The 15,396-nt window shown below is 75.3% G+C and carries 10 protein-coding genes; 9 read left to right on the top strand and 1 reads right to left on the bottom strand.

What is annotated here, in order from left to right; all coding sequences use genetic code 11:
- Positions 1-156 precede the first annotated feature (156 nt).
- The 6 genes from ACFVYK_RS01285 (at position 157) to ACFVYK_RS01310 (ending at position 8,883) form a co-directional block, all read left to right on the top strand.
- Positions 157-1,650, top strand: a complete 1,494-nt coding sequence (locus ACFVYK_RS01285) for an acyl-CoA synthetase (protein WP_389767225.1) — start codon at positions 157-159, stop codon at positions 1,648-1,650.
- Complete coding sequence (locus ACFVYK_RS01290) at positions 1,647-3,083, top strand: carboxyl transferase domain-containing protein (protein ID WP_389767227.1); 1,437 nt, start codon at positions 1,647-1,649, stop codon at positions 3,081-3,083. Before ACFVYK_RS01285 ends, ACFVYK_RS01290 begins: the two co-directional genes overlap by 4 nt.
- A gap of 617 nt (positions 3,084-3,700) precedes the next feature.
- Positions 3,701-5,119 carry an FAD-binding protein gene (locus ACFVYK_RS01295; protein ID WP_389767229.1) on the top strand — a complete coding sequence of 473 codons (1,419 nt, stop codon included), beginning with the start codon at positions 3,701-3,703 and terminating at the stop codon, positions 5,117-5,119.
- A gap of 158 nt (positions 5,120-5,277) precedes the next feature.
- Complete coding sequence (locus ACFVYK_RS01300) at positions 5,278-6,315, top strand: rod shape-determining protein (protein WP_319281287.1); 1,038 nt, start codon at positions 5,278-5,280, stop codon at positions 6,313-6,315.
- Between the two features lie 391 nt (positions 6,316-6,706).
- Positions 6,707-7,765, top strand: a complete 1,059-nt coding sequence (locus ACFVYK_RS01305; RefSeq protein ID WP_389767231.1) for a glycoside hydrolase family 5 protein — start codon at positions 6,707-6,709, stop codon at positions 7,763-7,765.
- A 245-nt stretch (positions 7,766-8,010) separates the two neighbouring features.
- Complete coding sequence (locus ACFVYK_RS01310; protein ID WP_389767502.1) at positions 8,011-8,883, top strand: LLM class flavin-dependent oxidoreductase; 873 nt, start codon at positions 8,011-8,013, stop codon at positions 8,881-8,883.
- 188 nt (positions 8,884-9,071) lie between these two features.
- On the opposite strand, the gene ACFVYK_RS01315 is transcribed toward ACFVYK_RS01310, so the two are convergent.
- Positions 9,072-9,980, bottom strand: a complete 909-nt coding sequence (locus tag ACFVYK_RS01315; protein WP_389767233.1) for a LysR family transcriptional regulator — start codon at positions 9,978-9,980, stop codon at positions 9,072-9,074.
- 172 nt (positions 9,981-10,152) lie between these two features.
- Here ACFVYK_RS01315 and ACFVYK_RS01320 point away from each other — a divergent pair, with 172 nt between their 5' ends.
- The 3 genes from ACFVYK_RS01320 (at position 10,153) to ACFVYK_RS01330 (ending at position 15,339) form a co-directional block, all read left to right on the top strand.
- Positions 10,153-11,403 carry an MFS transporter gene (locus tag ACFVYK_RS01320; RefSeq protein WP_389767235.1) on the top strand — a complete coding sequence of 417 codons (1,251 nt, stop codon included), beginning with the start codon at positions 10,153-10,155 and terminating at the stop codon, positions 11,401-11,403.
- A gap of 67 nt (positions 11,404-11,470) precedes the next feature.
- Positions 11,471-13,192: a serine protease gene (locus ACFVYK_RS01325; RefSeq protein ID WP_389767237.1), complete on the top strand. Its 1,722-nt coding sequence runs from the start codon at positions 11,471-11,473 to the stop codon at positions 13,190-13,192.
- Between the two features lie 8 nt (positions 13,193-13,200).
- Positions 13,201-15,339, top strand: a complete 2,139-nt coding sequence (locus ACFVYK_RS01330; protein WP_389767239.1) for a tetratricopeptide repeat protein — start codon at positions 13,201-13,203, stop codon at positions 15,337-15,339.
- The last annotated feature ends 57 nt before the right edge of the window (positions 15,340-15,396 follow it).

Here is a 15,396-nt window from a genome sequence, read left to right on the forward strand (position 1 = left end):
GGACGGACGTGATCGGGATCAAGCGGTGGCGCTGACGGATGGCGGGTGCGGCGGGGTAGGAACGTGCTGTCGCCGTCCACCGCCCACCGCCCGCTGCCCGCCGTCCGCCGTCCGCCGTCCGCCGTCCGCCGTCCGCCGTCCGCAAGGAGTGTCCGCGTGTCCTCTCTCTTCCCGGCCCTGACCGACGATCCGTCCAGCCGCCCCGCCCTGCGGTTCGGGGAGCGCCGTCTGACGTACGCGGAGCTCGCGGCGGCGGCCGGCGCCGTCGCCGAGCGGGTGCGGGAGGCGGTCGGGGCGCCCCCGCCGGAGCCGGGCCGGGAGCGCGGGAGGATCGCGGTGTGGGCGACCCCGTCGCTGGAGACCGCCGTCGGGGTCGTGGGCGTGCTGCTGGCCGGGGCCGCCGCGGTGCCGCTGAATCCCAAGTCGGGCGAGAAGGAGCTCGGGCACATCCTCGCCGACAGCGCGCCCGACCTGGTGCTGGCCGCGCCGGGCGCCGAGCTGCCCGCCCCGCTGCGGGCTCTGCGGCGGATCGACGTCGACGCCGACGCCGGCCCGCACGGTGGGGCGGGGGCGTCGGCCGGGGCGGCCGTCGGCGAGGAGACGCCCGCGCTGGTCGTGTACACCTCCGGCACCACCGGGCCGCCCAAGGGCGCGGTCATTCCGCGTCGGGCGGTCGCCGCCACCCTGGACGCGCTCGCCGACGCCTGGCGGTGGACCGAGACGGACGTCCTCGTGCACGGGCTGCCGCTGTTCCACGTCCACGGGCTGGTCCTCGGCATCCTCGGGCCGCTGCGCCGGGGCGGATCCGTACGGCATCTGGGACGGTTCGACACGCACGGCGTGACGCGGGAGCTGGGCAGTGGCGCGACCATGCTGTTCGGGGTGCCGACGATGTACCACCGCATCGCCGAGGCGCTGCCCGCCGACCCCGCGCTGGCCGAGGCGCTCGCGGGAGCCCGGCTGCTGGTGTCGGGATCGGCCGCGCTGCCCGTGCACGACCACGAGCGGATCGCGGCCGCGACCGGACGGCGGGTCGTCGAGCGGTACGGCATGACGGAGACGTTGATGAACACCTCCGTGCGGGCGGACGGCGAGGCCCGGGCCGGAACCGTCGGGGTGCCGCTGCCGGGCGTGGAGCTGCGGCTCGTCGAGGACGACGGGTCGGTGCTCCCCGCCGACGACGGGGATCGCGTCGGCGAGATCCAGGTACGCGGGCCGAACCTGTTCACCGAGTACCTGAACCGCCCGGACGCGACCGCCGCCGCCTTCACCGCCGACGGGTGGTTCCGCACCGGCGACGTGGCCGTGCGCGACCCGGACGGCTATGTCCGCATCGTGGGGCGCAAGGCGACGGACCTGATCAAGAGCGGCGGGTACAAGATCGGGGCCGGCGAGATCGAGAACGCGCTGCTGGAGCATCCGGGCGTGCGCGAGGCGGCCGTCACCGGCGAGCCGGACGCCGACCTCGGTGAGCGGATCGTCGCGTGGGTCGTGCCCGCGGACCCCCAGTCGCCGCCGGGGAAGGGCGAGTTGGCGGATCACGTCGCCCGCCGGCTCGCTCCGCACAAGCGACCCCGCGTGGTGCGGTACCTCGACGCGCTGCCCCGCAACGACATGGGCAAGATCATGAAGCGGGCGCTGCCGTCATGACGACGGGACGTGCGAGCGCACGCCATGTCATCGCCCTCCTCGCCGACGACTTCGTCCCCCTCCCGCACGAGGAACGGCCCGCCGCCCCCGACGGCCCCCTCGGCTGGCCCGGCTACGACGCCGCCCGCGCCCGCGCCGCCGAACGCACCGGCGAGTCGGAGTCCGTCGTCTGCGGCGCCGCGACCGTCGGGGGAACACGGGCCGTCCTGATCGCCTTCGAGTTCGGATTCCTGGGCGGTTCGCTGGGGGAGCGCACCGGTGACCGGCTGGTCGCCGCGTACACGTACGCCCGAGCGCACCGGCTCCCGGTCGTGCCGTTGGTCGCCACCGGCGGCAGCCGTATGCAGGAGGGCATGCTCGCGCTCACCCAGCTCCAGCGGGTGGCCCGGCAGTCGGCGCTCACCAGGGAGGCGGGCCTGCCGCAGGTGGCGGTCCTGCGGGACCCGACGACCGGCGGCGGCTGGGCCACCCTGGGCGCCGGCGCCGACGTGGTGCTGGCGCTGCCGGGCGCCCAGGTCGGCTTCGCCGGCTCACGGGTCCGCCCGCCGGACGCGGACCCGGCGGCCTACACGGCGGAGGCGCAGGTCGCCGCGGGCGCCGCGGACGCGGTGGTGCCCGCGGCGGAGCTGCGGGACGTGCTCGCCCTGTGGCTGCGCCTCCTGACCGGCGGCGCCCCGCAGCCCGGTCCCGGCCCGGTGACCGGGACCGGCCGGGCGACCGGTCCCGGCCCGGGCTCGGTGAGCGACCCGGGCGCCGAAGGGGGTCCGGGGGGCGGCGTCGTGGCGGCGCCTGTTCCGGGGGGTCTGGGGGAGGTCGGGCTGCCCGCCAGCGGCTGGGACGCCGTGCGGCGGGCCCGGTCGGCGGGGCGTCCGCGCGCGGGGGCCTATCTGGACGCCTACTTCACCCGTCGGCTCGCGATCTCGGGCGACCGGTGCGGCGGCGTCGACCCCGACGGAATGCTGTGCGGCTTCGGCGAGCACCAGGGCCGCACCGTCGCGTACGCCGCACAGACCGGGGCGGCGACCCGGCCCGCCGGCTACCGCACGGCCGTGCGGCTGATCCGGCTCGCGGAGCGGCTCGGCATCCCGGTGCTCACCCTGGTGGACACCCCGGGCGCGGCCAACGACGCCGAGGCGGAGCGCCAGGGCGCGGGCGCGGCGATCGCGGAGCTGTTCGGGGTGGTCGCCGCGGCCCGCACGCCGATCACCACGCTGGTGATCGGCGAGGGCGGCTCGGGCGGCGCGCTGGCCCTGGCGGCGCCGGGCCGCACCTGGGCCACGCCGGACAGCTACTTCTCGGTCATCGCCCCGGAGGCGGCGGCCGCGGTCCTCAAGCGGCCCCCGACGGAGGCGGAGGCCACCGCCGACCAACTGCGCATTCGTCCGCAGGACTTGGTGGAGCTGGGCGTGATCCGGGCCACGAAGTCGCGGTGAACGCGGGACGATCGCGAGCACCGTCCCCGGCCCGCCCGGCTCGTACGACGTCCGCCCCGGCGTGCGCGAGCTGCCGCTGCGCACCCTGCGCGCACGACCCGCGGCCGCGCCCGGGAGCTCCTGGAGCGCGTCGGCGCCCCGATCGACGAACGCGCGGGCCTCACGATCGGCGAGTTCCGCGCCGAGACGGCTGCCGCCGGTCCCGGCGCCGGCGCCCCGGACCCGGCCTCGCCCGCAACCCCACCGTGGCCCGGTCCCTGGCGCGGGCGGGCTGCGACGTCACGGTCCCCTCCCTCACCCCCGCCCGGGAAGCGGCCCGCGCCCTGTAGCGCGTGCGCCCGGCGGGGATGCTCCCGACCTGCTCCCGGCCCGGTCGGGCGGCCCGCGCCCTGTAGCGCGTGCGCCCGGCGGGGATGCGCCCGGCCTGCTCCCGGCCCGGTCGGCCTGCGCGTTTCGGCGGAGGGCGAACCAGCCGAATAGACGCACCGATCGAAAGCCAACTGCCCTAGGCTGAGCCGCATTTGAAGGTTCAGTGAAGACCGACAGGGGGATTGCACATGCCTGGCACACCGTCAAGACGCACCGTTCTGCGTGGACTCACGGTCACCGGAGCGACGGTGACCGGCTTCGACACCGCCGCCCGGAGCTGGGCCGCGACCGCGGCCGAGTCGGACGCGGACCTGGCCCGGGTCCCCCGTCTGGACGGAACGCTCGTCACGGACGACGCCTCGCTCACCGCCGCGGCCGACGACTACGGGCACATCGTGCACCACCGCCCCTCGGCGGTGCTGCGCCCGGGCTCGGTCCGTGACGTCGTCGCCATGATCCGGTTCTGCAACGACCAGCGCCTGCCGGTCGCACCACGCGGCCAGGGCCACGCCCCCTTCGGCCAGGCTCAGGTGCAGGGCGGTCTGGTCGTCGAGACCGCGCCCCTCGCGGCCGTCGGCCCGGTGGACACGGCCGGCAGGACGGTCACCGTGGGCGCGGGCGCCAAGTGGAGCGCGGTCGCCCGGGCCACGCTCGCCCACGGCCTGACCCCGCCCGTCTTCACCGACTACCTCGAACTGTCCGTGGGAGGCACCCTGTCGGTGGGCGGCCTGGGCGGCCAAACCCACCGGGTCGGCGCCCAGGTGGACAACGTCACCGAACTGCGGGTCGTCACCGGAGCGGGCGAACTGGTGCGCTGTTCGCCGACCCGGCGCGCCGACCTGTTCCACGCCGTCCTGGCCGGCCTCGGCCAGTGCGCCGTCATCGTCGAGGCGACCCTGCGCCTGGTCCCCGCACCGCAGACCGTGCGGCGCTACCAGCTGACCTACGGCGACCTGGAGACCTTCCTCGACGACCAGCGCGTCCTCGTCCAGGAGGGCCGCTTCGACTACGTCGAGGGCCAGGTCCACGCGGACGACGCCGGCACGTTCGGCGTGTTCGTCCTGGAGGCGGTGGCCTACGGCCCGCCGGCCGGGCCCACCGCGGACGACGCGGCGCTGCTGCACGGACTGCGCCACGACCCGGCCTCCGCGCAGATCGTCGACCAGCCCTACTACGACTTCCTGGACCGGCTGGCCCCGCTGATCGCCGCCATGAAGAAGGCCGGGACCTGGTCGTTCGCCCATCCCTGGCTCAACCTCATGCTGCCGGGCAGCGCCGCGGCGGCGCTCGGCGCGCAGGTCCTCGACGGGCTCACGCCGGCCGAGGCGGGCCCCGGCGCGGTGATCCTGTTCTACCCGCTGCTGCGCGACCCTCTCACCGCCCCGCTGCTGCGCACCTCCGACGAGGACGTGTCGTACCTCTTCGACGTCCTGAGCGCCGCCCCGGCGGACGACACCGCCGCCGTCGACCGCCTGCTGGCCGCCAACCGCTCCGCCTACGAGGCGACGGCCGCGGCCGGCGGCACCCACTACCCGGTCGGCAGCATTCCCCTCACGCCGGCCGACTGGCGTGCGCACTTCGGCTCGGCCTGGGCGGCCCTGGCGGCGGCGAAGCACACCTACGACCCCCGCGGGATCCTGGTCCCCGGCCAGGGCGTCTTCGGCTGACGGACCGACAGACGGGGTGCGGGCCGGGCGGAACCACCCGTTCGGGCGCACCCCGCCCGGCCCACCAGAAAGGGCGGGCCTCCCCGCGCTCCCGCACGATGCGTAGAAGGCCGACCGCCCGGCGGCCGCCACGGTCTGCGCTCTCGGGAGGACCTGCCATGACCGCCAGTCTGGAGCAGCTGCGCCGCTGCCATTTCGCCGTCGACCTGGGAGCGGCGCGGACGCGGGTGTACGTGAAGGGGGCCGGGCTGGTCGTCGACCAGCCGTCGGCCGCCGCCGTGAACACCCGCACCGGCGCGCTGATCGCGGTCGGCGAGTTCGCCGAGAAGATGACCGGGCGGACCCCGCACTACATCCGCGTCGTGCGCCCGGTCTCCGGCGGCACGGTCGTCGACATCGAGATGGCCCAGCGCATGCTGCGCCATCTCATCGGCGACAAGATCCGCCGTCAGCTGCGCCGCAAGCCGTTCCTGCGCGCGGCCGCGTGCACCCCGCACGACGCCGACCCGCTCGCCCAGCGCGCCGCGATCGAGACCCTGGTCGGGCTCGGCGCCCGGCGCGTGGAGCTCGTCGACACCCTGATCGCGGCCGCCGTCGGCTGCGGCCTGCCCGTGGAGCGTCCCGAGGCCACGATGATCATGGTGTGCGGGGCGGCCGCGACCCAGGTCGCCGTTCTCTCCCTCGGCTCGATCGTGACCGCCGAACGGATTCCGGTGGGCGGCGAGGCGGTGGACCACGCGATCGTCCAACACCTGCGTCACGAGCACGAGTTGATGCTGCCCAGCCAGTCCGTGCGCCCGCTGCAGCTCGCCCTGTCCGGAAACGGCCTCACCCCGCACGGCCCCGCGTCCACCGAGATCCACGGCCGGGACGTCGCCACCGGCCTGGCCCGCTCCGTCCAGGTCGACACCGCCGCCGTCCGCGACGCCATCGAGACCCCGCTGACGGCGGTGCTGGACGGCATCGGCCGGGTGCTGCGCGAGTGCCCGCCCGACCTGGTCGCCGATCTCGCCGACCGCGGGATCATGATGGTCGGCGGCTCCGCCCTGCTGCCCGGCTTCGACCAGATGCTGCGCCAGGCCACGGGCATGCCGGTGCACATCGCCGAGCGCCCCGACATCTGCGCCGCCCAGGGCCTGGGCGCCATGCTGGAGGGCAAGATCGAGCCGCTGACCCTGAACCCGCTGGGCGCGTGAGCCCGCCGAGGGGCGGCTCCGGCGCGCCACCGCACGAGGTCACCCCGGCGCACCACCGCACGGGTCACCCCGGCGCCCACAGGAGCGATGCGATCCCCGTGCGCTCTGCGCGCTACGGGGTCGCCCCGCGCGGCGGACCCGGCGGACAGCGGCGACCCTGCGGGCCCGGCCCGGGCGGCGCGTCCGCCGTCGGGCACACCCCCCACCCCCGGCTTCACTGCCCGCCCCTGGCTTCACTGCCCGCCCCAGGGCTTTACCCGCGTAACACGCTCGACACCTTGACGATCACCTGCCCGGGTGCCACGATTCCGGCGCCGCCATGTTTACGTAAACATCAGCCATCGCGGGGCTCCGATGTTTACGCAAACATCAGAGCCGAAAGGGCAAGTCGATGCGCAAGTCCCCCGCCAGAGCCTCCCTGTCCCCCCGCGTGCGCGCCGCTCTCGTCGCGGTCGCCGTCGCCGCGGTCAGCGGCACCACCCTCGCCGCCACCCCGGCCTCCGCCGCCGCGCCCGCCACCGACACGACCCAGTTCAAGGGCGTGAACTGGGCCGATCCGCGCGACAACTTCGCCGACGACTACCTCCAGCTGTCCGGCCTGTCGACCAAGGACGGCTACCGGCAGACCTACGCCAAGTCCAGCCGGATCATCGCGGCGTTCCGGGCGAACCTCGGGGCCAACACCGTGCGGCTGCCCATCAACCCGTACACGGTCAACGGCGCCTACTGGAAGTCCTACCGCGCAGTCATCGACGCGGCCTCCGACCAGGGCTTCAAGGTCATCGTCTCCTACTGGGAGGGCACGGGCGCGCAGAAGGACGGCTTCATCGACGACGAGGCCGCCTACTGGCCGATGTGGAACACGGTCGTCAAGACGTACAAGAACGACAAGCGCGTCTACTTCGAGCCGATGAACGAGCCGCACGGCTACACGGACACCCAGTGGGCCGACATCGCGGCGAAGTGGCTGTCGACGTACGCGAAGGTGCCGCGCAACCGCGTGTTCGTCAGCGGCGCCGGCTACAACGACCACGTCACCTCGGTCTGCGCCGACCCACGGCTGAAGGGCACGTACCTCTCCCTCCACCACTACGGGTTCTGGAAGGACTACGCGACCTACGACCAGTGGGTGGCCGACCTGAAGGTGCGCATCGGCGACTGCGCCGGCCGCACGGTGGCGGACGAGTTCGGGGCGCCGATGACCACCGGCCTGAACTACGACGTGAAGACCCCTGACGACAACTTCGTCAACTACGTCCAGGCCGTCACCGACACCTTCCGCGAGCTGAAGATGGGCTCCGTGTACTGGCCGGGTCTGCGCACCGACGACACGTACTCGCTGCAGACCCTCGTCGGCCCCGCGAACCGCCCCTGGCTGGCCACCACCAACCAGTCCGGCGCGGACCGCCTCGCCTGGGCCTGGGGCCGCGGCAAGCCGGTCAAGAACTGACCCTCCCCCCCACCCCCCCCACCCGCGGGCCCGCCGGCCCTGAATCCGGCGGGTCCGCGCGCCCGAGGGGCGTCCGAGGCGGCGCCCGCGGCAGGCCGCGAGCCTCGTCCGCACGTCGGCGTCGCCGCTCCCCCGGCAGGCGCCGCCTCCCCGCGCCGGCCGACACGCCCGGGCCCGGGGCCCCCGCCCCGATACCCCGTTGATCGTCTCGCCGTTCGCCGCATAGGTTCCGGAGCATGACGAACCTGGCGAACGTACGGATCGGTGTCATGTACGACCGCGACTGGGCGCCGGAGGGCCTGCCCGGGTTCGCCCGGCGGGCCGAGGCGCTCGGGGTGGACGACCTGTGGGTGGTCGAGGACCTCGGATGGAACGGCGGGGTGTCGGCGGCGGCCGTGGCGCTCGGAGCCACGCAACGCCTCACGGTCGGCATCGGCATCGCTCCCGCCCCGCTGCGCAGTCCGGCGCTGCTCGCGATGGAACTGGCCACCCTGGCACGCGTGTTCCCCGGACGGCTGGTGGCCGGGATCGGGCACGGCGTGCGGGAGTGGATGGAGTCCGTCGGCGTCGCGCCCCGGTCGCCGCTGGCCCTCCTGGAGGAGACGATCGACTCGGTGCGCGCGCTGCTGCGCGGTGAACGGGTCGAGCTGGACGGGCGGGAAGTGCGCCTCGACGGCCTGACGCTGGTACACCCGCCGGCGCAGGTCCCGCCGGTGGTCGCGGGCGTCGTCCGGCCCCGCTCGCTCGAACTGGCCGGACGGGTCGCGGACGGCACGCTGATCGCCGAGGGCCACGGGCCGAGCGATCTGGAGAGCATCCGGGCTCTGGTCGCCAAGGGCGGCGCCGGCCCCGAACACACCCTGACCGTGCTGTCCTTCGCCTGCGTGGGCGACGACCCGGACGAGGTCGCCCGCATCCTGCGCCCGCACACCGAGGGACAGGGCGCATGGCTCGGCCGCCCGCAGGACGAGGTGTTCACCGTGTCCGGACCCGCCGCCCGGGCCGCGGACGGCATCCGCGCCCTGCGCGACTCCGGCGCCGGCACCGTCGTCCTGCGCATCGTCGGGCCCGAGCCGCTCGCTCAGCTCGAAGCGCTGCTGACCCACGTCGAGCGCTGAGGCCCGCGGAACCCCGGGCCGCCGTCCGGACGTTCCGCTGCGGGACGGCGCGGTCACGGAAGGCCCGTGCACGTCGGCACGTCGGCACGTCGGACAGACCGAGAGCCTCACCCCTGAACCAGGACGAGGACGCCCCGCGGGTCGGCGCCCGCTCAGAGCCCCCTCCCCCGGCCCGTCCAGGCCGGGGTTCAGGTGGGGTCGTCCGGGTGGGCGGGCCGGGTGGCGGCGAGGTGGTCGCGGAGGGCGGCGAGGGCGGGGTGGGGGTTGTCGCGGCGCCACACCAGTGAATGCGGGTAGACCGGCGTCGGGTCGTGCACGACGATCCGGCGCAGGTCGTAGTGGGCGGGCCAGACGAGCCGGTCGTGCTCGCCCACGAAGGTCGCCAGCGTCGTGGAGCCGGCGATCGACTCCAGGAGGGCGTCGGAGCCGAAGTTGGGGCCGATCGCGTCGATGATCAGCCCGAACTCGGCGGCGAGCTCCTCGTAGTAGGCGGTCCACTCGGTCCCCGCGGCGTTGCCGGGCATCCAGATCCGCTGCCCGGCCAGCTCGGCGAGGGCCACCGCGCCCGCCCCGGCCAGCTCATGAGCCGGTCCGGTGAGGAGGCGCAGGGGGTCGTCGAGGACCCGAGCGGTCCCGATGTCGTCGGGGAGCTGCTGCGGGGGCAGGGTGACGGCCCGGAAGGACGCGTCGACCGTGCCCGCCCGGACGGCGGCGAGGGCCGTGTCGGCGTCGAAGAGGGTCACGACGTCCAGCTCGGTGCCGGGATGCGCGGAGTGGAAGCCGCGGAGCAGGGCGGCCGGGGCGATCCGCCGGTTGATCACGTCGACGCGCAGGGCGCGGCGGCCGGGGCGCACGGAGTCGGCCGCCCGCTCCGCGGCCCGCAGGAGGTCGCGGGCGTGGGGCAGGAACGCCTGTCCGTCGACGGTGAGCCGGGCTCCGCGCGCCGTGCGGGTGAAGAGCCGCACGGCGAGGTCCTTCTCCAGTGCGGCGACGCGCTTGGAGACGGCCTGCTGGGTGATCGACAGGTCGGCGGCGGCTTCCTGGAACTGGCCCGCGTCCGCCACGGCGACGAAGGTGCGTACGGCTTCGAGATCCACGCCGACGCACCCTAGTTCACAACGTGTGGTTGTGCCCTGGTGGCTCCGCGGTTGTTTGACCTGCTGTTGTGCCGCCCGGTTGGCTCGTCCCACGGTCGGCGGGGCCGGCGGGCGCCGTTTCGGGTCGGGGCCGGTTCGTTCGGGCGGGACGTCGAGGGGGGGTGCGCCGGGCATGGTGGGCGGGAGAGCGTTGGGCCGGCGGTTCGGGTGGCTGTGGGCGGCGTACGCGGTCAGCGTATTCGGCACGCGGCTCGCCTTCGACGCGTTCGCCCTGATCGCGATTGTGGTGCTGCACGCCGGTCCGGCCCAGGTGTCGGCGCTCGCCGCCGCCGGGCTCGCGGTGGCGGCGGCGGTGGCGGTGCCGCTCGGGCCGTGGGTGGAGTTCCGCCGCAAACGGCCGGTGATGATCGCGATGGACCTGACCCGTTGCGCGGCGCTGATGAGCGTCCCCGCCGCGTACGCGGTCGGTCTGCTGACCCTCGTCCAGCTCCTGGCGGTGTCCGTCGTCGTCGGAGCGGCCGACATCGCCTTCAACGCGGCGGGCGGCGCCTACCTGAAGGCTCTCGTGCCACCGGAGGACCTGATCGTCGCCAACGGCCGTTTCGAGTCCACCAACTGGACCGCCACCCTGCTCGGGCCGCCGGTCGGCACGGCCGCGATGGGGCTGTTCGGCCCGGTGGTGACCGTGGTGGCCGACGCGGTCAGCTATCTGCTCTCGGCCGCGGGGCTCCGCGCGATCGGCGGCGGCGAGCCACGGCCCGTGCGCCTCGCCGGAACCGGGGCGCGGCTGCGTCCCGGCGATCTGCTCGAGGGGTGGCGGTACATCCTGGCCGACCCGGCCCTGCGGCCCCTGTTCCTGAACACGGTCCTGGTCAGCGGTCTGATCCTGGCGACCTCGCCGCTGCTGGCCGTCCTCATGCTCGGCGACCTCGGGTTCGCCCCCTGGCAGTACGGTCTGGCGTTCGGGCTGCCCTGCCTCGGCGGCATCCTCGGCTCACGGCTGGCCGGCCCGCTGGTGTCGCGGTTCGGACGGCACAGGGTGATGTTCACGGCGGGGGCGCTGCGCGCGTGCTGGTCCCTCGGCCTGGCCTTCGTCCGGCCGGGTGTGGCCGGGCTGGTGCTGGTCGTCGCGGTCGAGTTCGGGCTGATCGCCTGCATGGGCGTGTTCACCCCGGTGTTCGCCGCCTACCGCCTCGGCCGGACGCCGACGGACCGCGTCGCCCGCACCCTGTCGGCGTGGTCGGTCACCAGCAAGGCGACCGTCGCGGCCATGACGGGGCTGTGGGGGCTGCTGGCCGACGCGGTCGGCCCCCGCGCCGCGATCGCCGTCGCCGGTCTCCTCATGCTGATCACCCCGGTCCTGCTTCCCCGGCGGGACCTCACGCCGCGGCGGCGCGCCGAGCCGGCGGACGTGCCCGGCTGACGGCCGGAGCCGTGCTCGTGCCCCCCAACCCCGCGCAATGTGACGGAGGTTGCCCTACCGTGGGCGTATGGCGCTGCATCACCACAGTGACCGTCCGTGGCGCGTGAGGGTGGACGACGCAGAAGGCGCGCCCTGTGGCGCGGGGGTGCTGCTCGACGACCGGCATGTGCTGACCTGCGCCCATGTGGTCCGCTACGCCGGAGGCGCGCCCGGGGAGGCCGCCGCCTCCGGGGTGCGGGTCAGCAGTGTGGCGTGCCGCCCGGAGTGGACGCGCACCGCGCAGGTGGCGCCGGGCACGTGGGTGCACGACCGGGGCACCCAGCGCGGCGACGTGGCCCTGCTCGAACTCGACGAGCCGGCCGGCTGCGGCACCCGGACCACGCTGTGGAAGGCCCCCATCTCCGGCGGCACGGTCCAGGTCTACGGCTTCCCCCAGGACGAGCCGTTCGGCATGGGGGCGGACGCGCGGCTGGCCGGGTCCGGCCACCGGCAGGGCGAGTGGGGCCTGTTGAAGCGGATGCGGGAGGGTGACCCGTGGATCGAGCGGGGCTACTCGGGCGCCGGGGCGATGGCGGTGGGCGGCGAGTTCGACGGCCGGGTCGTCGGCATCGTGGTCGCCGACTACGTCAACGGCGACGCCAAGGCCGCCTGGATGCTGCCGACCGAGACGATCCTGACGTACCTGCCCCGGATCGAGGAGTTCACCGGCGGCGACCGAAACGACGAACTGGGCCCCCGGCGCGGGGAGTTGCCTGCGGACGTGCTGGGCGACCCGCTGCGGCTCGCGCTGACCCAGGAACTCACCCGGCTGCTGGACAGCGGCTGGTGCGGCACCGTGGTCGTCGGCACCGGCGGCACGACAGCGGTGGGCGACTCCTGGCTCGTCCGGCTGGTGCGCACGGCCGATCCCGCGGCCCGGGCCACCGTCAGCGACGCCGAACTCACCGGCGCCCCCGGGGACACCGTCCTCGGCCTCGGCACCATCGACGCGGCCTACGACGCGCGCGGCAGATCGGTCGCCGACGTCGGCGGATACCTCGCGCGCCGGTTCGGACTCCCCGGCGGGGACGCCCACGAGGTGGCCCGGCAGCTGCTGCGCCGCAGGCCGCCCGCCTGTCTGGTGGTGGGCGGCGTCGACCGGGCGCAGGACCCGGAGGCGCTCGTGGACGAGTTGCTGGGTCGGCTGGCCGCCCGGGCCCGGTCGCGCGGCATCCGCCTCGTGCTCGGCTTCGAGGGCACGACGCCGGCCGGCCTCGTCCACGACGTGTGCCTCGACCCCGAACCGCTGCGCGGGGACGCCGCCCGCAGCGTGAGCGCCGCGGCGGTCCACACCGTCGTCGGACAGCTCGCGGCGGAGGAGGACGCCGCGGCGGCGCTGCACCGGGAGCGGGGCGTGCGGTTCTTCGCCGCGCCCCGGCTGCCGCCGCGTGCCGCGCCGCGGCTGCGGGTCCGCCTCGCCGCGGCCCGGGCGACGGAACCCACCCCCGAACTCGCCGTGATCCACGACCGGGCCGAGGAGGCCAGGGCCGTCGTGACCCGCTTCACCCGCGATCTGCGCCGGCTGCTCGCGGAGCACGAGGACCTCACCGCCCGTCTGGAGCTGCACCGGGTGCGGGCCGCGCGCTACTTCGGCGAGGAGGACCGGCTCCTCGCCGACCGGCACGCCCCGGCCTTCCGGGCGCTGAAGACGGAGCCGATCGACCTCGTCGCCGCCCGCCCGCTGGTCAGGCGCTACATCGACGAGGTCGAGAGACGGCTGGAAGAAGACCGGCGGCTGGAAGAAAGGTGACTCCTGGGATGAGCCCTCGTGTGTGCAACCGCGCGGACTGCGGGCGCGGTCCGATCGACGACCAGGGCTTCTGCCAGGTGTGCGACCGGCCGCCGCTGCCGCAGGACGACGTCGCGACGGCACGTGACCGCCGGGACCCGGAGCCGGAGCCGGAGCCGCCGGCGCGGGGCGGGGCGGGCGTCGGTGTGGCGCAGGTACGCCCGGACCCCTGGTACGGCCTCGGTCTGGTCCACGCCGACCAGCCCCCGGACGTGCCGTCGAGCCCGTCGGGCCAGGTCGCCGAGGAGCACCGCTTCTGCCTGAACCCCGACTGCGGGCTCCCGGTCGGCCGGGGCCGCGGCGAGGAGCCGGGCCGGTTCGAGGGCTTCTGCACGGTCTGCGGCCACCCTTACGACTTCTCCCAGCCCGACGGCCTGGTCATCGCCGGCCGTTACGAGGTCGAACGCGTCCTCGGCTCCGGCGCGTACGGCGCCGCCTACCTGGTCCACGACCGCAACCTCGACACCCAGGTCGTGCTCAAGGCCCTGCACAAGTCGGTGGCCAGGACCGCCCTGCACGAGCGGGACGTCCTGGTCGGGCTGCGGCACGACAGCATCGTCCGCATCCTGGGCTACGAGCACGAGGGGCCGCACCTCGTCCTCGAGTACGTGCCGGGCGAACCGCTCCGCGCTCGCGACGGCGACCGTCTGGAGACCCTCCTCGCGCACGGCGTCCGCGTTCTCCAGGCGCTGGACTACCTGCACGCCCGGGGCTTGCTGCACTGCGACGTCAAGCCCCTGAACATCATCCGCTTCCGGGAGGACAGCCCGGCCGGCGCGCTCGACCGGGTGCGGCTCATCGACTTCGGCGCGGTGCGCAGCCACGCCCAGGACACCGGGAAGGTCGTGGCGTACACGGAGGCGTACGCGCCGCCGAAGACCGACCCGGAGCATCTGCGCCCGACCCCCGGCTTCGACCTGTTCGGCCTGGGCATGACCCTGCGCGAGGTCTGCCGCTCCCGTTGGACGGACCGCTCGGCGCCGGGCGTCGACTCGCTGCACCTGCTGCTGGAGCGGGCCACCGACCCCGAGCGGCCGTGGTGGCGGTTCGTGTCGGCGCGGCAGTTCGCCGAGCAGCTCAGCGGTGTCATCCGGCAGGTGGTGGCGGCTCCGCCGACGCGCCGCCAGGTGGCGCGTCCTTCCGCGCTGTTCGGGTCGATGGCCGGCTCGCTGCACGGCGGGCTGGGCGCGGCCCGGCCGCTGGCCCACTGGGTCGGGGCGCAGCCGGACGACGGGGGGCTGCTGAGGATGCCCGCGCCGTTCTCGTCGCCGGAGCCCGCCGACATCGCGGCCGCCCTCCCGGCCCCCCTGTCCGACCCCGACGACCCGAAGGTGACCGGCCCGGCCGGCGGGGCGCTGGCCGAGATCCGGCTCGCCCTGCGCAGAAAGGACGGTGCCGCGGCGGCGGCGCACCTGCGGGCGGCGCGCCTGCCCGACTGGCACTGGCTGTCCGACTGGTACCGCGGCCTGACCGCGCTGGCGGACGGCCGCCCGGGGCGGGCCGCCGACGCGCTCGGGCAGGTGCGCAGGGCGCTTCCCGGCGAGCTGATACCGCCCCTCGGCCTCGGTCTCTGCGCCGAGTTGGGCGGGGACCGCGCGATGGCGCGCTCGCACTACGGCATGGCCTTCGACACCACCCCCGCGCTCGGTGCGGCCGGTTTCGGTCTGGCCCGCGTCCTGCTGCTGGCCGGCGAGCGCGCGAAGGCGGTGGCCGTCGCCGAACAGCTCGCCGAGGAGTTCCGCTACGAGCGCGAGGCGCGCGTGGCGGCCGTACGCCTGCGCGTCATGGTCGTCCCGGAGCGGGGACATCCGGCGCCGGCCGAGGAGGACGTGGCCCGGGCCCGGGCGGCCCTGCCCGGCCTCGACGTGGACGACGCGGCGGCGGCCGCCCTGCGTGCGGAGATCCAGTACGCGGAGTTCCTGCGCACCCGCGACCGGCTGAAGCTGTCCGACGCGATCCGTGCGCTCGGGCCGCACGCGCCGACCGAGCGCGAGTACGTCGCCCTGGTGGACCTCGCCAACCGGCTGCGCCCGGCGCTGAGTTGGCGACGGCGGGGAAAGCATGCAGAACGGGTCATTCCCGTTCCGGAGCACCGCCCGGCAGGCTAAGCTCCCTCGCACGTTCCGTCGAGGACGCCTGCACACCCTGTAAGGAACCGCACAGCG

Source organism: Streptomyces sp. NPDC058291 (genome assembly GCF_042880855.1).
In the GTDB taxonomy this organism is placed as follows: domain Bacteria; phylum Actinomycetota; class Actinomycetes; order Streptomycetales; family Streptomycetaceae; genus Streptomyces.

Excerpts from the sequence above, each read along its gene's own strand:
- ACFVYK_RS01290 (WP_389767227.1), top strand. The coding sequence starts at position 1,647 with ATGACGACGGGACGTGCGAGCGCACGCCATGTCATCGCCCTCCTCGCC.
- ACFVYK_RS01320 (WP_389767235.1), top strand. The coding sequence starts at position 10,153 with ATGGTGGGCGGGAGAGCGTTGGGCCGGCGGTTCGGGTGGCTGTGGGCG.
- ACFVYK_RS01300 (WP_319281287.1), top strand. The coding sequence starts at position 5,278 with ATGACCGCCAGTCTGGAGCAGCTGCGCCGCTGCCATTTCGCCGTCGAC.
- ACFVYK_RS01330 (WP_389767239.1), top strand. The coding sequence starts at position 13,201 with ATGAGCCCTCGTGTGTGCAACCGCGCGGACTGCGGGCGCGGTCCGATC.
- ACFVYK_RS01305 (WP_389767231.1), top strand. The coding sequence starts at position 6,707 with ATGCGCAAGTCCCCCGCCAGAGCCTCCCTGTCCCCCCGCGTGCGCGCC.
- ACFVYK_RS01325 (WP_389767237.1), top strand. The coding sequence starts at position 11,471 with ATGGCGCTGCATCACCACAGTGACCGTCCGTGGCGCGTGAGGGTGGAC.